This is a genomic window from Saccharomonospora xinjiangensis XJ-54 (genome assembly GCF_000258175.1).
In the GTDB taxonomy this organism is placed as follows: Bacteria; Actinomycetota; Actinomycetes; order Mycobacteriales; family Pseudonocardiaceae; genus Saccharomonospora; species Saccharomonospora xinjiangensis.
In genome coordinates, this window is the sequence record NZ_JH636049.1 from 1,121,843 (window position 1) to 1,141,046 (window position 19,204).

18 protein-coding genes and 1 tRNA gene are annotated in these 19,204 nt (G+C 69.5%); 9 read left to right on the plus strand and 10 right to left on the minus strand.

What is annotated here, in order from left to right:
* Positions 1 to 3: 3 nt before the first annotated feature.
* The 4 genes from SACXIDRAFT_RS04555 to SACXIDRAFT_RS04570 all read right to left on the minus strand — a co-directional run bounded on the left by SACXIDRAFT_RS04555 (position 4) and on the right by SACXIDRAFT_RS04570 (position 2,296).
* The gene (locus SACXIDRAFT_RS04555) at positions 4 to 966 is read right to left on the minus strand and encodes a neutral zinc metallopeptidase (protein ID WP_006237312.1); all 963 of its coding nucleotides are present in this window, start codon (positions 964 to 966) and stop codon (positions 4 to 6) included.
* A 182-nt stretch (positions 967 to 1,148) separates the two neighbouring features.
* Positions 1,149 to 1,220, minus strand: a tRNA-Val gene (locus tag SACXIDRAFT_RS04560).
* Positions 1,221 to 1,275: 55 nt separating this feature from the next.
* Positions 1,276 to 1,731 carry a peroxiredoxin gene (locus SACXIDRAFT_RS04565; protein WP_006237313.1) on the minus strand — a complete coding sequence of 152 codons (456 nt, stop codon included), beginning with the start codon at positions 1,729 to 1,731 and terminating at the stop codon, positions 1,276 to 1,278.
* A 139-nt stretch (positions 1,732 to 1,870) separates the two neighbouring features.
* Complete coding sequence (locus tag SACXIDRAFT_RS04570) at positions 1,871 to 2,296, minus strand: DUF3052 domain-containing protein (RefSeq protein WP_006237314.1); 426 nt, start codon at positions 2,294 to 2,296, stop codon at positions 1,871 to 1,873.
* A 406-nt stretch (positions 2,297 to 2,702) separates the two neighbouring features.
* Between SACXIDRAFT_RS04570 and aceE the strand changes: the two genes are divergently transcribed.
* The 6 genes from aceE to SACXIDRAFT_RS04600 all read left to right on the plus strand — a co-directional run bounded on the left by aceE (position 2,703) and on the right by SACXIDRAFT_RS04600 (position 10,656).
* Entirely contained in the window at positions 2,703 to 5,519 is a 2,817-nt protein-coding gene (gene aceE / locus SACXIDRAFT_RS04575; protein WP_006237315.1) for a pyruvate dehydrogenase (acetyl-transferring), homodimeric type, read from the plus strand.
* Between the two features lie 263 nt (positions 5,520 to 5,782).
* Positions 5,783 to 7,018 (plus strand): PucR family transcriptional regulator, encoded by a 1,236-nt coding sequence (locus tag SACXIDRAFT_RS04580; RefSeq protein WP_040922043.1) that lies wholly within the window; start codon positions 5,783 to 5,785, stop codon positions 7,016 to 7,018.
* Positions 7,019 to 7,171: 153 nt separating this feature from the next.
* Positions 7,172 to 8,074, plus strand: coding sequence for an ACP S-malonyltransferase (locus SACXIDRAFT_RS04585; protein WP_269730131.1), 903 nt, complete (start codon positions 7,172 to 7,174; stop codon positions 8,072 to 8,074).
* Positions 8,071 to 9,051 (plus strand): beta-ketoacyl-ACP synthase III, encoded by a 981-nt coding sequence (locus SACXIDRAFT_RS04590; protein ID WP_006237318.1) that lies wholly within the window; start codon positions 8,071 to 8,073, stop codon positions 9,049 to 9,051. The genes SACXIDRAFT_RS04585 and SACXIDRAFT_RS04590 overlap by 4 nt, the downstream gene beginning before the upstream one ends.
* Positions 9,052 to 9,130: 79 nt before the next feature.
* On the plus strand, positions 9,131 to 9,376 hold the full coding sequence (locus SACXIDRAFT_RS04595; RefSeq protein ID WP_006237319.1) for an acyl carrier protein: 246 nt from the start codon (positions 9,131 to 9,133) through the stop codon (positions 9,374 to 9,376).
* Positions 9,377 to 9,408: 32 nt separating this feature from the next.
* Positions 9,409 to 10,656, plus strand: coding sequence for a beta-ketoacyl-[acyl-carrier-protein] synthase family protein (locus tag SACXIDRAFT_RS04600; RefSeq protein ID WP_006237320.1), 1,248 nt, complete (start codon positions 9,409 to 9,411; stop codon positions 10,654 to 10,656).
* Positions 10,657 to 10,779: 123 nt separating this feature from the next.
* Here SACXIDRAFT_RS04600 and SACXIDRAFT_RS04605 read toward each other — a convergent pair whose 3' ends face one another.
* Positions 10,780 to 11,271, minus strand: a complete 492-nt coding sequence (locus SACXIDRAFT_RS04605; protein WP_006237321.1) for a DUF3145 domain-containing protein — start codon at positions 11,269 to 11,271, stop codon at positions 10,780 to 10,782.
* A gap of 369 nt (positions 11,272 to 11,640) precedes the next feature.
* Between SACXIDRAFT_RS04605 and SACXIDRAFT_RS04610 the strand changes: the two genes are divergently transcribed.
* Complete coding sequence (locus SACXIDRAFT_RS04610) at positions 11,641 to 12,936, plus strand: hypothetical protein (protein ID WP_006237322.1); 1,296 nt, start codon at positions 11,641 to 11,643, stop codon at positions 12,934 to 12,936.
* Between the two features lie 63 nt (positions 12,937 to 12,999).
* Here SACXIDRAFT_RS04610 and SACXIDRAFT_RS04615 read toward each other — a convergent pair whose 3' ends face one another.
* Entirely contained in the window at positions 13,000 to 14,418 is a 1,419-nt protein-coding gene (locus SACXIDRAFT_RS04615; RefSeq protein WP_006237323.1) for a dihydrolipoyl dehydrogenase family protein, read from the minus strand.
* A 191-nt stretch (positions 14,419 to 14,609) separates the two neighbouring features.
* Between SACXIDRAFT_RS04615 and SACXIDRAFT_RS04620 the strand changes: the two genes are divergently transcribed.
* Complete coding sequence (locus SACXIDRAFT_RS04620) at positions 14,610 to 15,044, plus strand: Lsr2 dimerization domain-containing protein (RefSeq protein WP_006237324.1); 435 nt, start codon at positions 14,610 to 14,612, stop codon at positions 15,042 to 15,044.
* Positions 15,045 to 15,048: 4 nt separating this feature from the next.
* Here the strand turns inward: SACXIDRAFT_RS04620 and SACXIDRAFT_RS04625 are convergent, their stop codons facing one another.
* From SACXIDRAFT_RS04625 to SACXIDRAFT_RS04635, 3 genes are read right to left on the minus strand one after another with little or no spacing between them, the layout of a single operon-like run.
* Positions 15,049 to 16,431 (minus strand): NAD(P)(+) transhydrogenase (Re/Si-specific) subunit beta, encoded by a 1,383-nt coding sequence (locus tag SACXIDRAFT_RS04625; protein ID WP_006237325.1) that lies wholly within the window; start codon positions 16,429 to 16,431, stop codon positions 15,049 to 15,051.
* Positions 16,428 to 16,748 carry an NAD(P) transhydrogenase subunit alpha part 2 gene (locus SACXIDRAFT_RS04630; protein ID WP_006237326.1) on the minus strand — a complete coding sequence of 107 codons (321 nt, stop codon included), beginning with the start codon at positions 16,746 to 16,748 and terminating at the stop codon, positions 16,428 to 16,430. Before SACXIDRAFT_RS04630 ends, SACXIDRAFT_RS04625 begins: the two co-directional genes overlap by 4 nt.
* Positions 16,748 to 17,854, minus strand: coding sequence for an NAD(P) transhydrogenase subunit alpha (locus SACXIDRAFT_RS04635; RefSeq protein WP_006237327.1), 1,107 nt, complete (start codon positions 17,852 to 17,854; stop codon positions 16,748 to 16,750). The genes SACXIDRAFT_RS04630 and SACXIDRAFT_RS04635 overlap by 1 nt, the downstream gene beginning before the upstream one ends.
* Positions 17,855 to 17,976: 122 nt before the next feature.
* Here SACXIDRAFT_RS04635 and SACXIDRAFT_RS04640 point away from each other — a divergent pair, with 122 nt between their 5' ends.
* On the plus strand, positions 17,977 to 18,387 hold the full coding sequence (locus SACXIDRAFT_RS04640; RefSeq protein WP_006237328.1) for a secondary thiamine-phosphate synthase enzyme YjbQ: 411 nt from the start codon (positions 17,977 to 17,979) through the stop codon (positions 18,385 to 18,387).
* 22 nt (positions 18,388 to 18,409) lie between these two features.
* On the opposite strand, the gene SACXIDRAFT_RS23500 is transcribed toward SACXIDRAFT_RS04640, so the two are convergent.
* The gene (locus SACXIDRAFT_RS23500) at positions 18,410 to 19,021 is read right to left on the minus strand and encodes a DUF8017 domain-containing protein (RefSeq protein WP_232285249.1); all 612 of its coding nucleotides are present in this window, start codon (positions 19,019 to 19,021) and stop codon (positions 18,410 to 18,412) included.
* Positions 19,022 to 19,204 lie beyond the last annotated feature (183 nt).

Genomic DNA, 19,204 nt, shown 5'->3' on the forward strand with positions numbered 1-19,204 from the left:
CTGTTACGCGACGTCCTCGCTCGGCGCGTACCACGTGTTGCACTGCCCCATGTCGCCATCGCGGAACCCACGAGCGGCCCACTTCCGCTGAGTCTCGCTGGTGCCGTGCGTCTCGCTGTCCACCCAGTTGCGGAAGTCGTTTACCGCGGCGTCACCGAGGTCGTCCGTGATCGACCCTCTTCCCGAGGCGCTGGCGAGGAAAGCTCCTGCGAAACAGTTCGCCTGCAACTCGACGCGCCTGCCCAGTTCCCGATCGGGCGGGCTGCCGGAGGGATAGCGGCTCAGCTGCCTGTTCGCGTCGGCCAGTATGCCGCTGAGGTGCTGCACGTGGTGGCCGTACTCGTGGGCGAGGGTGGCGATGTGTGCTTCCTCGGTGAGTCCGAACGCCTCCAGAGTGCGGGCACGCGGCAGGTAGATGGTGGCGTCCTCCGCGCAATACAGCCCGGTGGCCTGGTCTGCGGGAGGCAGCTCGCCGCACGCGGTCACCGGGTCGTCGGTGATGTTGACGACCACCGGAGCGAACGGGACGCCGGAGCGTGCCAACGCCGGTTTCCAGGCGCGTTCCAGGCACCGCAATTCGGCGGTGTAGAACGCGTGCAGCCGCTCCTGTTCCCCGCGCAGTGGCGGCAGTTCGCACCGCACGTCGGCCAGCTCCGTGCCGCTTCTCAGCAGGCGGTTGTCGCCGATCGACGCGAGGGAAGGGACGCTGTCGCCAGACACCGGAGCGGCGGGCTGCGCCTGGTCTGGTTCACCGAGAGACGGCAGGACGGCGACGAACACGCAGGCAAGCGCGAGAGCCACGGCGACGGGAAGCGCGGCGCGCCACCGCGATCTCCGCGTGGAAGCCGGTCTGGACTCGGCCGTGTCGTCCGAATCCCAAAGCTCCAGCGGAAGATCTTCAAGGTACGGCCGGACCGGCCCTGGCTCGCGAGCCGGGTCTCCTGCCGCGTCGCCGACAGTGTGCACAGCAGCCTTCACGGTTGACGTCACGTCTCGGCGACGAGAATAAGGCCTCGGGTTTCGTCCGCCCATACCGCGGTGTCACGAAAAGGACACGGGGAGGAACGGCACGCGACCTGCGCGGCGGAAGGCCGTTACGACATCGACGAAGGGGCCGACAAGGTTTTCCCTGGTCGGCCCCTGTCCGGTGGGCGCAGCAGGGTTCGAACCTGCGACCCCCTGCTTGTAAGGCAGGTGCTCTCCCGCTGAGCTATGCGCCCTGAGTCCCCCGCGCATGGTGCGCGGGGACCGCCATCGATCCGGCGTGCCCGACCATCAGCCCAGGTCGGCGATCGCCTTCTTCCAGGCCGCCTGGTCACGCGCCTCACCCGGCTGGTTCACCTCGGCGAACCGCACGACACCCTCGGTGTCGATCAGGAAGGTACCCCGCAGCGCGAGGCCGGCCTGCTCGTTGAACACACCGTACGCCTTCGCCACCTCGCCGTGCGGCCAGAAGTCCGACAGCAGGGGGAACTGGTAGCCCTGCTGCTCGGCCCACGCCTTCAGCGCGAACGGCGTGTCCACGGAGACGCCGAGCACCTGCACGCCGGGGTACTGGTCGAACTCGTCGCGCAGCTGGCACAGTTCGCCCTGGCAGATACCGCTGAAGGCGAACGGGTAGAAGACGAGCAGCACCGGCTTGTCGCCGCGGAACGACGACAGCGTGACCTGTTGCTTGTTGTAGTCGTTGAGCGTGAAGTCCGGGGCCTGGGTACCGACCTCGACGGCCATGGGCACGACAACCTTTCGCTTGTCCGACAGTACGGCTCGACATCCGGCCACTGCGCGCGGCGCGATGGTCTCATCCACCGACGCGAGTGCCGGGCAAACCCTATCGCGCTGCCGGGACGAGCGAACGGGGGCCGGACCTCTAGCGACGTGACGTGGACCTCGGCACGAGTCTCGTCGCGGTCCAGCCGTGGCCGATACTCAGGTTGGAGGTCTGCGACATCCCGACCGTGGGCACCGCCTCGGCGATCTCGCTCGGCTCGACGTGACCGGGCTGACCCGTCTTCGGGGTCAGCACCCAGACCACCCCGTTCTCGTCGAGCGGCACGCGGGCGTCCACGAGCGCGTCCCCGAGGTCTCCGTCGCCGTCGCGCCACCAGAGCAGCACGACATCGATGACTTCGTCGGCGTCCTCGTCGAGCAGCTCACCACCGATGCGAGCCTCGACGGCGGCGCGGACCTCCTCATCGACGTCTTCGTCCCAGCCCAGCTCCTGGACCACCATGTCCGGCTTGATCCCGAGCTTTTCGGCGACGCTGTTCTGGTCAGCGTCTCCCGCGGCGACCACGGCTTCTCACTCCTCCAACTGGATAGGTGCGGTCCGCTTCCGGCCGCTCACTCTTCGCGACCGACCGCACGACGTACACGGATGGGCATAGCGAACACCGCAACGGCGCGGAGCGCAACCGTCCACACCGGAGCCCTCAGCCCCAAGGCCTGAGGTTAAGGGGGCCGGGGACACCGGCCCGCAGGCGGGGCACGATTCTCCCGAATCCGGACAGCCCCGAGCCCCACCACCTGAACTAGGCTGGAAGAGGCGGCCAACGCGGAGCATCACACAGGATCGACCGCGTGTCGCACGGTGTTACGAACAGCTCAATGTTACCGCAGAGTAGCGGCTGACGGAGACCGTGTCCACGGCCACGATGGCAACAACAAACTCGAAGCAACCCGAAAACTGGCGAGGAGATCCCTTGGCCCCCCAGAACGACGAGGCCGGGCGCGGCGCCACCGCAGGCGCCTCCGGCCAGGGAGCACCGGCGCGTGTCCGCGTCATCCGCGACGGACTGGCGGCGCACTTGCCCGACATCGACCCGGAGGAGACGTCGGAATGGCTCGACTCCTTCGACGCCGCACTGGCGAGGGGCGGTCAACAGCGCGCGAGGTACCTGCTGCTGAGGATGCTGGAGCGCGCCCGTGAGCGCAATGTGGGCGTGCCCCCGCTCACGACAACCGACTACGTCAACACCATTCCCACGGAGAACGAGCCGTGGTTCCCCGGCGACGAGGAACTGGAGCGCCGCTACCGCGCGTTCATCCGCTGGAACGCCGCGATCATGGTGCACAGGGCACAGCGGCCAGGTGTCGGCGTCGGCGGACACATCTCGACCTACGCCTCCTCCGCGGCGCTCTACGAGGTGGGCTTCAACCACTTCTTCCGCGGCAAGGACCATTCAGGCGGCGGCGATCAGATCTTCATCCAGGGTCACGCCTCCCCCGGCATCTACGCGAGGGCGTTCCTCGAAGGACGGCTCACCGCCGAGCAACTCGACGGGTTCCGGCAGGAACTCTCCCACGCGGGCGAAGGCGGCGGCCTCCCGTCGTACCCGCACCCGAGACTGATGCCGGACTTCTGGGAGTACCCCACGGTGTCGATGGGGCTCGGCCCCATGAACGCGATCTACCAGGCGCGGTTCAACCGTTACCTGCACGCGCGCGGCATCAAGGACACCAGCGACCAGCACGTCTGGGCCTTCCTCGGCGACGGCGAGATGGACGAGCCCGAGTCGCGCGGCCTCATCCACGTCGCGGCGGGCGAGGGGCTCGACAACCTCACGTTCGTCATCAACTGCAACCTTCAGCGGCTCGACGGGCCCGTCCGCGGCAACGGCAAGATCATCCAGGAGCTGGAGGCGTACTTCCGAGGCGCGGGCTGGAACGTCATCAAGGTCATCTGGGGCCGTGAGTGGGACGCGCTGCTGCACGCCGACCGCGACGGCGCGCTGGTCAACCTCATGAACCAGACACCGGACGGCGACTACCAGACCTACAAGGCCAACGACGGCGCGTACGTGAGAGAGCACTTCTTCGGTCGCGACCCCCGCACGAAGGAGCTGGTGAAGAACCTCACCGACACCCAGATCTGGAACCTCAAGCGCGGCGGCCACGACTACCGCAAGGTCTACGCCGCGTACAAGGCGGCGATGGAACACCACGGCCAGCCCACGGTGATCCTCGCCCACACGATCAAGGGTTACGGGCTCGGCCCGGCCTTCGAGGGCCGCAACGCCACCCACCAGATGAAGAAGCTGACGCTCGACGACCTCAAGCTGTTCCGGGACGCCCAGCGCATCCCGATCAGCGACGAGGAGCTGGAGCGGGACCCGAAGCTTCCGCCGTACTACCACCCGGGTGAGGACTCGCCCGAGATCCAGTACCTGAAGGGTCGCAGGCAGGCACTCGGTGGCTACCTGCCGGAGCGCAGGTCGAACGCCAAGCCGCTCGTGCTGCCCGGCGACAAGGTGTACGAGGCCATCAGGAAGGGCTCGGGCAAGCAGGACGTGGCCACCACGATGGCGTTCGTGCGGCTGGTCCGTGAGCTGGCGAAGGACCCGGAGGTCGGGCACCGGCTCGTGCCGATCATCCCCGACGAGGCGCGGACGTTCGGCCTCGACTCGATGTTCCCGACGGCGAAGATCTACAACCCGCAGGGGCAGAACTACACGTCGGTCGATGCGCAGTTGATGCTCGCCTACAAGGAGTCGGAACACGGGCAACTCCTGCACGAGGGCATCAACGAGGCGGGCTCGACGGCGTCGTTCACCGCGGCGGGCACGTCGTACGCCACGCACGGCGAGCCGATGATCCCGATCTACATCTTCTACTCGATGTTCGGCTTCCAGCGCACGGGCGACGGGCTGTACGCCGCCGCCGACCAGATGGCGCGTGGCTTCGTCCTCGGAGCCACTGCAGGCAGGACCACGCTCACCGGCGAGGGCCTCCAGCACGCGGACGGGCACTCCCAGTTGCTGGCGGCGACCAACCCGGCCGTGGTGGCCTACGACCCCGCGTGGTCGTTCGAGATCGCCCACATCGTCCGTGACGGCCTGCGCCGCATGTACGGCGAGACGGGACCGGACGGCAACGGTGAGAACGTCTTCTACTACCTCACCGTGTACAACGAGCCGTACCAGCAGCCTGCCGAGCCGGAGAACCTCGATGTGGACGGCCTGCTCAAGGGCCTCTACCTCTACAGGCAGGCTCCCGAGGGAACGGGGCCGAAGGCGCAGCTTCTCGTGTCGGGCGTGACCATGCCCGAGGCGCTAAGGGCGCAGCGGATGCTGGCCGAGGAGTGGAACGTGGGCGCCGACGTGTGGTCGGCCACCTCGTGGACGGAGCTGCGCAGGGAGGCCGTCGAGGTCGATCGCGACAACTTCCTCCACCCCGCCGACTCGCCAAGGGTGCCGTACGTGACGCGGACGCTGTCCGGCACGGAGGGCCCCGTGGTGGCCGTCTCCGACTGGATGCGCGCCGTGCCCGACCTGATCCGCCCCTGGGTGCCCGGCGACATGCTCACGCTCGGCACCGACGGTTTCGGGTTCTCGGACACCCGTCCCGCCGCGCGCCGTCACTTCCTCGTCGATGCCGAGTCGATCACGGTCGGGGTGCTCACCATGCTCGCCCGCCGAGGCGAGGTACCGCAGGACAAGGTCGTCGAGGCCGCGCGGAAGTACCAGATCCACGACGTCATGGCCGCGGGCCCACAGACCTCGGACTCCGGCGTGGCGTGACCCCTCCGGGTGTCCGATGTGGATGCTCAGAATCTCCGTCACCGGAACTCACGAACGGGTGAGTCCGGTGGCGGGCGATGATCTGGAAGTCCATAGTGGATACACCGGTGGGGACCGGGGAAGTGAGACCGCCCGGCGCGCTCGAACACGGCGCGCCGGGCGGTCTCGTCTCTGCCCCTTCTGAAGCCCTCGGCGGCTTCCGGAGTACCTCGGCCGTGCGGTCCAGGCTTTCCGGACGTCCCCGCGTAGGATTCGGCACCAGCATGTCCACCGAACGTTCTCAGGTCCCGGCGAACCCGCCGCCGCAGCGCTCGCCGTCTCGGCACGAACTGTCCGAGGCGACGCTTCGCGCGCTGGAACGTGCCTCGGGGCGGCTCGCCAAGGCGAGCGTCGCCGCCATCGAGGAACGACTGCCCTGGTTCACGAGGATGCCCGCCGACCAGCGCGCGAGCATTCTGCTGATCACCCAGGCAGGCGCGGCCGGGTTCGTCAGATGGATGCGCGACTCGCAGGAGGCCCTCAAGCTGACCACCGAGGCGTTCCGCTCCGCGCCGAGGGAGCTCTCCCGCTGGATCAGCCTCCGCCAGACCGTCGAGATCGTCCGCCTCGCCGTTGACGTGTTCGAGGAGCAGCTGCCCCGGTTCGCCGCCGACGAGTCCGAGCGCGCCGCGCTCACCGAGGGCATCCTCCGCTACGGCAGGGAGATCGCGTTCGCGGCGGCCAACTCCTACGCCGCGGCTGCGGAGGCAAGGGGCGCGTGGGACGCCCGCCTCGAGGCGCTCGTCGTGGACGGCGTCGTCCGGGGAGACGCCGAGGAATCCGTGCTCTCGCGGGCCGCGGCACTGGGCTGGGACCCCGCCGCCGACGCCACCGTCCTGGTGGGTAACCCGCCGTCGGACGATCCTCCCTCCGTGGTGTTCGAGGTGCGCAGCAAGGCGGCCCGCGTCGGCAGGCCGGTGCTGCTCGGGGTGCAGGGTTCACGGCTGGTCGTCGTGGTGGCCGGTCCGACGGAGGGCACGGCGAAGGACGCGGAGATCCTGCCAGCACTCGCCACCGCGTTCGCCGAGGGCCCTGTCGTCGCGGGCCCCACGGTCGGCAGCCTCGCCGAGGCACACCGCAGCGCAGCGGAGGCGCTCTCCGGCCTGAGGGCCGTCGTCGGCTGGCCCTCGGCGCCGCGCCCAGCGCGGTCGATCGATCTGCTGCCGGAGCGTGCGCTCGCGGGCGACGCGGAAGCGGAGCGGGTGCTCGTCGAGGAGATCGCCCGACCGCTCGAACAGGCGGGTCCGGCGCTGCTGGAGACGATCGAGACCTATCTGGAGACCGGTGGGGTGCTCGAAACGTGTGCCCGCCAGTTGTTCGTTCACCCCAACACCGTGCGATACCGCTTGAAGAAGGCCGCCGAACTCACCGGGCGCAACGCCGCCGACCCTCGCGACGCGCTCGTGCTGCGGACTGCCCTGACCGTGGGACGGTTGGCCCGCTCCCGGGGCTTGTGGTGATCGCCGTCTCTCCGAATCGGTGAGGCGCGACACAACGTCGCGCGCATCACACACCATAGGGTCGCTCTTTGTAGGGAGTCCACAACCCGATTCGAAGGACTTGGTGACTGGGAGGCATGCCACCGGACACCACGATCCGTGTTCCCTACAGGAGTGACCACCGCTCTCCTCTGCCCCGGACAGGGTTCCCAGAACCCCGGCATGCTTTCGCCCTGGCTCGAACTCGACGGAGCGCGCGACCGCGTCGCGCAGTGGTCGGAGAACTGCGGTCTCGATCTCGTACACCTCGGCACCGAGGCCACCGCCGAGGAGATCCAGGACACCGCGGTCGCCCAGCCGCTCATCGTCGCCGCGTCGCTTCTCGCGTTCGAGTACCTGCCCGCGAGGCTGCCCGCCGACGCTCCGGTCGCCGGCCACTCGGTGGGTGAGCTGGCCGCCGCGGCCATCGCCGGTGTGCTCACCGCGAACGACGCCGTGGCGCTGGCCGCCGTGCGTGGCGCCGAGATGGCAGCCGCGTGTGCGGCCGAGCCGACGGGCATGGCCGCCGTGATGCTCGGTGCTCCCGACGAAGTCGTGGCCTGGCTGCGTGACAACGGGCTGGAGGCCGCCAACCAGAACGGCGCTGGCCAGATCGTCGCCTCCGGAGCGGCCGACGCCATCGAACGTATCGTGGCCGAACCGCTGCCCGGCACCAAGGTCAGGGCACTGAAGGTGGCAGGCGCGTTCCACACGAAGTACATGGCCTCGGCCGAGGAGGCCCTGCGCGTCCACGCGAGCAAGCTCACGCCGTCCGACCCCACGCGGCCCCTGCTCTCCAACGCCGACGGCGGCCTGATCTCCAGCGGGGCGAAGTACCTCGACAGGCTCGTCTCCCAGGTGACCCGTCCCGTGCGGTGGGACCTGACAATGCACACGCTCGCCCAGCTGGGAGTCGAGCGGACGATCGAGCTGCCCCCTGCGGGAACCCTGACAGGGCTCGTGAAGAGGGAGCTGAAGGGCACCGTCACCATTCCGTTCGCCGTGAAGGCGCCCGCGAACCTCGAGGAGCTGGCATGAGCCGTCCGACGCTCACGCTCGCGCAGGGCGCGAAGGCCACGAGAGTGCTCGGGGTCGGCAGCACGCAGCCCGACCGGATCGTCACGAACGACGAGCTGTCCGAGCACATGGACACCAACGACCAGTGGATCAGGGACCGCGTCGGCATCGTCGAGCGCCGGTTCGCCGCGGAGGACGAGCGGCTGGTCGATATGGCCGTCACGGCGGGAGCGAAGGCACTCGCCGACGCGGGAGTCGCCCCGTCCGAAGTGGACACGGTCATCGTGCCGAACTGCACCATGCCCGCGCCCATCCCGAACGCGGCGGCACAGGTGGCCGACCGCATCGGCATCAAGGCAGCTGGCGCGTTCGACCTCAACGCCGCGTGCGCCGGGTTCTGCTACGGCCTCGGCGTCGCCTCCGACCTCATCCGGGCCGGATCGGCGAGGAAGGTGCTCGTGATCGGCGCCGAGAAACTCACCGATGTCGTTGACCCGGCCGATCGTTCGACGGCGATCATCTTCGCCGACGGAGCAGGCGCGGCGCTCGTCGGGCCTTCCGAGGAACCCGGTATCGGCCCCGTGGCATGGGGCAGCGCGGGCGATCTCGTTGACATGATCTACATGCGGGACAACCGCTACATCTTCCAAGAAGGCCAGCCAGTGTTCCGCTGGGCGACGACGCAGATCGCCCCGGTGGCGATGCGGGCCGTCGAGCTGGCTGGACTGGAATTGTCCGACATCGACGTACTCATCCCTCACCAGGCCAACCTGCGCATCGTCGAGGCCATCGCCAAGCGGCTGCGCGCGAAGGGCGCGCGCGACGACATGGTCGTGGCCGACGACATCCGGTACTCGGGCAACACCTCGTCGGCGTCCATCCCGATGGCGCTCGATCACATGCGCGCCGCCGGCACTGTGAAGCGCGGCGACGTCGTGCTGACCGTCGGCTTCGGGGCGGGACTTTCCTACGCGGGGCAAGTGCTCGTCTGCCCCTGACCACCACGTGGTACCACTGACGCCGACGGCGCAAGACCCGTCGCGACTCGAAAAGCGAAAACCGCAGAAAGGAAACCCAGTGGCAGACAAGAACGAGATCCTGGCAGGCCTCGGCGAGATCGTCGAGGAGGTCGCCGGTGTGGCAGCCGACGACGTCACCTCGGAGAAGTCCTTCGTGGACGACCTCGACATCGACTCGCTGTCCATGGTCGAGATCGCCGTGCAGGCCGAGGACAAGTTCGGTGTGAAGATCCCGGACGACGAGCTGGCCAACCTGAAGACGGTGGGCGACGCCGTGGACTACGTCGCGGCCAACGCGAAGTAGAGCTTCTCGCTAGACACCTCGGGGAGACACCAATGAGCAACATCGACGTCGTGATCACCGGCCTCGGCGCAACCACACCGCTCGGTGCGGACGTCCCCTCGACCTGGGACGGTCTGCTTGAGGGCCGGAGCGGGGTCCGCACCCTCGACGCCGAGTGGGTCGAGAGGATCGACCTGCCGGTGAAGATCGGCGCCGTGCTCGCCGAGGAGCCGACGGTGAAGATCCCGCGCGTGCAGGCCCGCAGGCTCGACCGTTGTGAGCAGGTCGCCCTGCTCGCCGCGCGCGAGGCGTGGGCCGACGCCGGTTTCGAGCCGCCGACGCACGAGTCGCAGGACGTCGATCCCGAGCGGCTCGGCGTCTCGATCGGCTCGGGGATCGGGGGTCCTGTCACGCTGCTGAACCAGGACGACCTGCTGGAGCAGCACGGCATCCGGAAGGTGTCACCGCTGACGGTGCCGATGTTGATGCCCAACGGGCCAGCCGCGCACGTGGGCATCGACCTGCTGGCCCGAGCCGGGGTGCATTCCCCGGCCTCGGCGTGCGCGTCGGGTGCCGAGGGAATCGCCGTCGGCGTTCAGATGATCCAGTCGGGGCGTGCCGACGTCGTGGTCGCGGGTGGCGCGGAGGCCTGCATCGCCCCGATCACCATCGCGGGGTTCGCGCAGGCACGCACCGTCTCGACCCGAAACGACGAGCCCGAGCGGGCGTCGCGGCCGTTCGACGCCCACCGTGACGGTTTCGTCCTCGGCGAGGGCGCCGGTGCGGTGGTGCTGGAGCGTGCTGACAGGGCAGCCGCGCGTGGTGCACGGGTGTACGCACGGCTGGGGGGTTACGGCATCACGTCCGACGCCTACCACATCACGGGAAACCATCCCGAGGGCATCGGCCAGATCGCCGCGATGACGCAGGCCATGCGGATGGCCGACCTCTCGGGCTCCGACGTGGGCCACGTCAACGCCCATGCCACCTCCACGGTCGTCGGTGACGTCGGCGAAGCCGCGGCGATCCGCAAGGCTGTCGGCGACCACCCTGTGGTGACGGCTCCGAAGGGCGCACTCGGACACCTGGTGGGCGGCGCGGGCGCCGTCGAGAGCATCGTAACGATCTTGTCGATCTACCACGGCATCGTGCCTGCCACGCTGAACCTGGAGAACCTCGATCCGAAGGTGCAGCTGGACGTCGTGTCCGGCGAGCCCCGCAAGATCGACCTCACCGCGGCCATCAGCAACTCGTTCGGCTTCGGCGGCCACAACACGGCACTGCTGTACCAGAAGGCGTAAGGGCGGCCCGCAGCCCTGAGACCACGCAGGAAGGCCACCTCGGCAGCGTCCGACGACGCTCCCCGAGGTGGCCTTTCGGCGCTGTCCGCTGTACTTCGGGGCGTGCGGGCCTGCCGCGAAAGGTCAGCCCACCTGGTGAAGCCAGGTGACGGGCGCGCCGTCACCCGCGTGCCGGAACGGTTCGAGTGCCTCGTCCCAGCTCGACCCGAGCACTTTGTCGAGTTCGTGGGCGAGTTGCTCACCGGCACGGCTTTTTGACACCAGGCTGCGCAGGCGATCCTCACCCACCACGATGTCGCCGTTGGCGCTCGTGCGGGCATGCCACAACCCCAGGCCGGGCGCGTAGCAGAATCGCTGTCCGTCCACTCCGGGGCTCGGCTCCTCGGTGATCTCGAAACGCACCATCGGCCACGCCTTCAGAGCAGCGGCGAGCTTGCCACCGGTACCCACGGGCGCGCGCCAGTCACATTCGGCGCGCAATTGACCGGGCGCCGCGGGCTGGGCCGTCCATTGGAGATCGACCCGGCCACCGAGCGCACCGGAAATCGCCCACTCGACGTGCGGGCAAACCGCAGACGGCGACGAGTGGACGTACACAACGCCACGAGTGCTCACTGCTGACCTCCGCTACTCGACGAGGGGCGTCTTCCCCTACGACCTCGTCCGTGAAGCGGATTAATCAACCCGCGGCGACTCCCTCGTTATTCTGCACGCGCCTCACCCGTTTGGCCACATGAGCACCAGAAATCACACCACGGTGCCGTCCTGCTAGGCGAAATGCTCAATTCGAGCGCGCCAACTCTACGCCGGGCAGATCGCGGCGAGTGGCCACCACACTCGCTACTCACACCCAATACCGAACGGTAGCCGCCATTTCGGTGACCGTAATCACCGCGCCGGTTACGGTGCGCTCATACTGCGCGGTGCGTCGAGGCGGGGTCGGCTATAAACGCATATCGAGACAGCCGGTGAGGGAGGGGCCACGTGCGAGTCGTCCGGTTTCCCACGAGACCCGCCCGGGTCTCCGACGACATTCGGGCGGCCGTCGCGTCCCTGGGAAGGGGCGACACCGTCGTCGGCGGCGTGGCGGTACTCGGCGTGACGCCACCCGAATCCGGTATCGAGATCGATGCCGTGCTGGTGCTCCCGCGTGGCGTCCTCGTGGTCGTCGGTGTCGATCTTCCAGATCCGGCCATGACTCTCACCGCGCCCCTCAACGGGGCGTGGAAGGCCGACGGCTGGCCCCTTGTCCGAGGCGTCGAAGGGGCTGCGGAGAAGGCCGACGTCAATCCGGGCCTCAAAGCCCTCGCGCTCGCGGGACGTCTCGCCGACCGGGTCCATGCTCTGGACCCCTCCATCGCCGTCGGTGTGGTCATCGCGGTCGGCCCCTACGTGGAGACCGTCGAACAGCCGCCTGAGGATCTCGCCGGTCCTGTGCGCGTGGTTTTCCCCACCGCGGGGTCCTTCCTGACGGCGGCCGAGGCACTTCCGGTGCCCGAACGGCTTCTCTCCACCGAGCAGGCCCGCGCGGTGCTGCGCGATGTCGCCCCCTCCGCGACGGACCTCGACGACGCCGTGCTGCTGGCCGAGGGTTTCACCACCCCTGCCGCTCCTGACCCACCCCAGGCGGTTATTCCCGCTCCCTGGACGGGTGGCTCCGCGACCGTGCCCGTGAGGGCGCCGCGCGAACGGGGCCGCCGGATCCGCCCGGCTGCCGCACTGGCGGCCGCCGCACTGCTCGTCGTGGCGGTCACGATGGCGTTCTTGGCGCTGACCTCTCAAGACTCCCCGACTCCCGCCTCCGTCGAACCGCCCTCGAACGGCCATCCGGCCGTGCACGCGGGCGGTGTGCGCTTCGACCCCGTGGCGCGGGACAGCGCGAGCCGGTGCGCACCGCATCACGCCGTGGGCGATATGCAGTCGTTCCTGCTGGAACACGGCTGTTTGGAGGTGCTCAGGGGAAGTTTCACCGCCACGGTGGAGGGCCGTACCTTCGCGGTCTCGGTCGGCGCCGTCACGTTCCCCGACGCCGCGCTGGCCGGTGAGTTCGAGCAGGTGACCGCCACACCGGGCACCGGCGTGCTCACCGACGTCGCCACGGAAACGCAGCGCTGGGCAGGCATGCATCCGACATTCGAGGGCGCCTCCTTTGCCAGCCGCAGAGACGGGGCGACGGTCCGGATGGTGCTGGCACACCACACCTCACAGGAAGCTCCGAGCGGCAGCGAAGGGACAGCCACCAGGGTCGCCGCCGCCGCGCTCGATCTTCCGCTGCGCTGACCGGCGACCTCACCGCCCCTGATGTGCCGGGTCAACACCCTTTGCTCCGCCACCCGTCACCGCTCACAAGCCGTACTCCTCCAGCAGCCGCAACCAGACCTCGCTGATGGTGGGAAAGGCGGGTACCGCGTGCCACAGCCGCCGCAGCGGCACCTCACCGACGATCGCGACAGTGGCCGCGTGCAGCAGCTCGGCGACGTCCTGGCCGACGAACGTCGCCCCGAGAACGATCTCCCGCTCGGTGTCCACCACCAGCCGCGCCCGCCCCTCGTAGCCGTCGGCGTGCAGTGCCGCCCCTGCCACGGCGACGTCGAGGTCCACGGCACGGTGGGACTCCTGCCCCGGTTCGGGCAAGCCGACGGAGGCGACCTCGGGGTCGGTGAACACCACCTGGGTCGCGGCTCGATGGTCGGCCGTGGCGGCGTACCCGCTCCACGGTTCGGGGCGCACGTCCTCTCCCCTGGCGCGGGCCGCGACGACGTCGCCGACGACCCGTGCCGCGTACTTGCCCTGGTGCGTCACCGGTGCGCGCCCCGTGACATCGCCAGCCGCGTACAGCCATCGTCCGTCCACACCGGACACAAGTCCGGTGTCGTCCACGCTGAGCCTGCCTCCCGGTGTCAGCCCGACCGTTTCGAGCCCGAGGCCGGTGGTGGCGGGTTTACGACCCGTGGCGACGAGCAGGCGTTCCACCGCGATGCGCGAACCGTCGTCCGACTCGATCCGCACACCGCCGCCTGCCACCGCCACGCGACTGACGGCGGTGCCGAGCCGGACCCTCACACCGTCGGCGCGAAGCCCCTCGGCCACCGCCTCACCGGCAAACCCAGGCAGGTGTGACAGCAGGCGGTCACCGAGTTCGAGCAGTTCGACCCGCGCACCGAGACGGGCCCACGCCTGGGCCATCTCCACACCGACCACACCGCCACCGAGCACGGCGAGGGATTGCGGCACCGTCGATGCCGAGGTCGCCTCGCGGGAGGTCCACACCGGCACGTCGGCGATGCCGGGTATTTGCGGGACGACCGGCGTGCTGCCGGTACACACCACCACCGCGTGGGCGGCGCGGACGACGCCACGACCCTCCACCGTGACCTCGCGTTCCCCGGAAAGCCGGGCCGTCCCGCGCACGACGGTGATACCGGCGTCCTCTGCCCATCGCACCTGACCACCGTCGTCCCAGTGGGACACGAAGGCATCCCTTCGCCGGAACACCGCCTGCTCGTCGAGCCCGCCTTCGCTCCGGACGCCCCGCACCCGCCGCGCCGCGGCCAGGGCGTTGCCAGGCCGGAGCAAGGCCTTGCTCGGGATGCATGCCCAGTACGAGCACTCACCACCCAGCCGCTCGCGCTCGACCAGCACGGTGCGCAGGCCACCCCGGACCGCCCTCGCGGCGACGTTCTCGCCGACGGCACCTCCGCCGATGACGACGACGTCGGTGTCCTCGATGTCCTCGGTGCTCTCGGTGCTCTCGGTGTTCACAGTCCGAGTGTCGTCCGAGGCCCCGGTGCCCGCAGTGCGCGGAGGTCCCGTGATCGCGACGGATGTTCGCCAGGATGTGCGCCATGCGCACCACGACATCTCCGCCAGCGCACACCGCCGCTTCGCCCCGTGGCGGCGTCGCTATCCTGTACGGCGCACAAGAGTCTCGACGTGACGGGTGGAGGTCCCGCTTGGCCAGGAGTGCAGCGATCCACACGGTGGACGACATCACGGGCGAACCGGCGAGGGAGACCGTGTTCTTCGCGCTCGACGGCGTCGCCTACGAGATCGACCTGACTGCCGAGCACGCGGACCACCTCCGCGACGTGCTTCTCCGCTATGCCGCGCACGCGCGGCGTACGGGAGGCCGCAGGCGCAAGCGCGCGCTGGTGGACGGTCCGACACCGCTCCGGCGCGCGACCACCCCGCGCGCACCGAGGCCGGCGAGCCGCCGGAGAAGCCCCGAGCCCACTCACGGCAGATCCTCCACGGTGGTACAGCACGCCCCGCGTGAGCGGAACACCCAGCCGACGGCGCAGATCCTGCGCCGCTCCGCCTCGTCCGTCACGGTGCCTGTCAAGCCGGACCCGATACCCGAGGTGCGCTTTTCCGCTCCCGTGAGCTGAGCCGTCAGAGATTCTTCAGCTCACCGACCACATCGGACACCGACGACTTCGCATCGCCGAACAGCATGCTGGTCCTGGGATCGGTGAACAGTGCGTTGTCGATACCGGCGAATCCCGCGCCCATCGATCGCTTGAGTACGATGACCGACTTGCTCGACACCACATCGAGGACGGGCATCCCGTAGATCGGCGACCCCGGGTCGGTGCGGGCCGAGGGGTTGACGACGTCGTTGGCACCGATCACCAGTGCCACATCGGCCTGCGGCAGCAGGGCGTTGCTCTCGTCGAGGTCCTTCAACGCCTCGTACGGCACGTCCGCCTCCGCGAGGAGCACATTCATGTGGCCGGGCATCCTGCCTGCGACGGGGTGGACGGCGTAGCTGATCTCGACACCTTTGCCCCGCAGGAGGTCGGCCATCTCCCTGACCGCGTGCTGGGCCTGTGCCACGGCCATGCCGTAGCCGGGCACGACGACGACCCGGTTGGCGTAGGCGAGCTGGATGGCGGCGTCCGAGGCGCTGGTGGATCGCACGGGACGATCGTCACCGTGGGCCTGCGCCGAGACCGCCGTCGCGCCGAACCCGCCCGCGAGTATCGACACGAGCGAGCGGTTCATCGCCTTGGCCATGAGGTTGGTGAGGATCGAACCGGACGCTCCGACGAGCATGCCTGCCACGATGAGGGCCGTGTTGTCGAGCGCGAGCCCCATCGCGGCGGCGGACAGCCCGGTGGCGGCGTTCAGCATCGAGATCACGACCGGCATGTCCGCGCCACCGATCGGCAGCACCATGAGCACACCGAAGAAGGCCGCCGACACGAGGACCCCGATGACGAGCCACCCCGACGTCGCACCGGCCATCACCGCGATCGCGTACCCCGCCGAGGCCGCGAGAGCCACGATGGTGATCGGCCGGTGCAACACCCCGATCGTCACCGGACGCGACGGCAGCCAGCCCTGGAGCTTCCCGAAGGCGATCAGCGACCCCCAGAACGACACCGAGCCGATGATCGCGGCGAAGAGCGAGGCCACGGCGACGTACAGCGGAAGCCCGAGGTACCCGGCGGTGTCCCGGAACTCGGCCCACGCGATGAGCGCGACGGCACCGCCGCCGACCCCGTTGAACAACGCCACCATCTGCGGCATCGCGGTCATCTTCACGCGCCGGGCAGCGGGGATGCCCACCGCGGCCCCCAGCACAAGGCCGAGCACGATCAGCCACCACTCGCCCATCCCGGGCAGCAGCAGCGTCGAGACGATCGCGACGGCCATGCCTGCCGCCGCGATCCAGTTGCCCCTGACCGCCGTCCTCGGTCCCGTGAGCCCCATGAGGCCGAGGACGAACAGGGCGAACGCGATGATGTAGCCGACGGCGGCGACCGTGCTCATGAGCGGTCTCCCCGGGACGAGCCGCCGTCACCCTGCGACTCCGGTCTCCGCTTGAACATGGCGAGCATCCGGTCGGTCACGAGGAAACCGCCGACGACGTTGATCGTGCCGAACGCGATGGCGAGCACGAGCAGGATCTTGTTGAGCACACCCTCCGTGCCGAGGCCGAGCACGACGAGACCACCGAGGAGCACGATGCCGTGGATGGCGTTGGTTCCGGACATCAACGGTGTGTGCAGGGTGGTCGGCACCTTCGAGATCACCAGGTAGCCGACGAAGCCCGCGAGCACGAGCACCGCAAGGTTCTGGACCAGCATCAGTGGGCCTCCTCGTCGGTCGCGGTGACGCACGCACCGGCGAGGATCTCGTCGCCGGTGTCGAGCGAAAGGCGTCCCTCCTCGTCGAGCAACAGTCCGAGCAGCTCGACGAGGTTGCGGGAATACAGCTCACTGGCGTGCACGGCGCCCTCCGAGGGCAGGTTGAGCGGTGAGCAGATCGTCACGTCGTGCACCACGGTTTCCTCGCCGGGAACGGTGAGTTCGCAGTTACCTCCCGACTCGCCCGCGAGATCCACCACCACGCTGCCGGGCCGCATACCCCGGACCGCTTCCGCGGTGACCAGGATCGGGGCCCTGCGGCCCGGTACCTGCGCCGTGGTGATGACGGCGTCGAATCCGGAGATCGCCTCGGTGAGGCGGTGTTGTTGCCGTGCGCGCTCATCGGTCGTCAGCTCGCGGGCGTAACCGCCCTCACCCTCGGCCGTGACTCCCAGGTCGAGCCAGGCCGCTCCGACGGACCGCACCTGGTCGGCGACCTCGGGGCGCACGTCGTAGCCCGTGGTCCTCGCGCCGAGGCGCTTGGCAGTGGCGAGCGCCTGGAGACCGGCCACGCCCGCACCGAGGACGAGAACCGAGGCGGGCGCGATGGTGCCTGCCGCTGTGGTGAGCATGGGGAAGAAGCGGGGCAGCCGTGCCGCCGCGAGCAGCGCGGCCCGGTACCCCGCGACGCTCGCCTGCGATGACAGGGCGTCCATGCTCTGTGCCCGCGAGATGCGGGGCACCGCCTCCACCGCGAGGGCGTGGACCCCCGCCCTGCGCAGAGCGGCGATCTCCTCCGAGCGGGTCGCCGGTGAGAGGAAACCGACGAGCACCGAACCGGGAGAGAGCCGTCGCAGCTCGGAGGCGTCCGGCGGCGTCACCGTGAGCACGACGTCGGCGGACCAGGGATCCCCCAGCTCCGCACCGGCGTCGCGGTAGTCCTCGTCGCTGTGCCACGCGCCGGAGCCCGCGCCGGGTTCGCAGATCACCCGCAGGCCCCGCCCGGTGAGCCGCTTGACATGTGTGGGCACGAGCGCGACCCTGCGTTCTCCCGGCGCGCGCTCGGCGACCACCCCGATGCGAACCGGTGTCGGTGTGTCGGCCACTGGCGACCTCCTCGGCGGCGAGTTCGACGCTGACCCGCTTCCTTGCCAACGGTATTCACCTCGGGTGACACACGCCACAGAGGGATCGGCTGCGCTGCGGCCCGACCGACTACCGTCGAGGCATGTATTCCACGGAGATCGAGGTTCAGACCGGTTCTCAGGCGGTCGTGCGCGACCTCACCGGCGAGGTCCGGCGCTTCCTCTCCGAGGCGGGGGCACGCGACGGGCTGCTGCACGTCTGGGTACCGCACGCCACGGCGGGTCTCGCGGTGATCGAGACCGGGTCAGGCAGTGACGACGACCTGCTCGCCGCACTCGACGACCTCCTGCCGAGGGACGAGCGGTGGCGTCACCGGCACGGCAGCCACGGGCACGGCCGCGACCACGTACTGCCCGCGTTCCTCCCGCCGTACGCCACGGTGCCCGTGCTCGACGGCTCGGCGGCGCTCGGTACCTGGCAGTCGCTCTGCCTCGTGGACACCAACATCGACAACCCCACCCGCCGGGTCCGGCTGTCCTACCTGCCTGGTTGAACAATCCGCCGCCGTACCGAGGTCAGGGCGTCGGCGTCACCACCGTGGTCTCGCGCTCGTTCTCGGGCACCGACCGCAGGCTTGTCAGCAAGCGCACCATGTCGTCCTTCGAGGTGGCGTCCGGGCCGTCCTGACCGTCGTAGGCCAGCAGCACCGGCACCGAATCGCCGTCCGGCACCGCGACGGCGAGTGCGCCCACCAGTGCTGTCCGGGGAAGGCACTCACCGGCGTCGGCCACGGTCACCTCGGCGAGCACGAGTTCCGCCTCCCCGTCGCGGCCTCCGATCGATACCTCGACCGAACGCCGCTCCACCACCTCGAGGTCCGGCTCCACACCGCCGTCCGGCGTGTAGGCGTGCCGGGCGAGGGTCTCCGCCGTCTCCGTGACGGCAGTGGCCGCGTCCTTTCCGGTCGCCGCCGTCAGCCCGCTGCCCCCGCGCCGGGCGTGCTCGTCGGGGCCGCAGGCCCGCTCTCCCACGAAGGCGCTCGTCACCAGCGTGAACTGGGTCCCTTCCGTTTCCCAACCGTGGATCGTTCCCGGTCGCGGAGTCCAGTCCGGCGGCACGTCGTAGGCGTAGGCTCCCTCGCGCTGAACGACCGGCTCCCACCCGTCCACCGCCGCTGGCACGACCACGCGTGTCTCCGGAACCGGCTCGGAAACCACCGGCGCGGTCGCGGGCGCATCGGCCGACCCGGTCTTGTGCGCTCTCTCCGTGTTCGAGCCGACGGCGAACGAAAGGATGGCGAAGCCAAGAAAGAGGACGAATCCGAGCAGCCTGGGCGTGGGGAGGGGGATGCCGGTTTCGCGGCGTGCCCG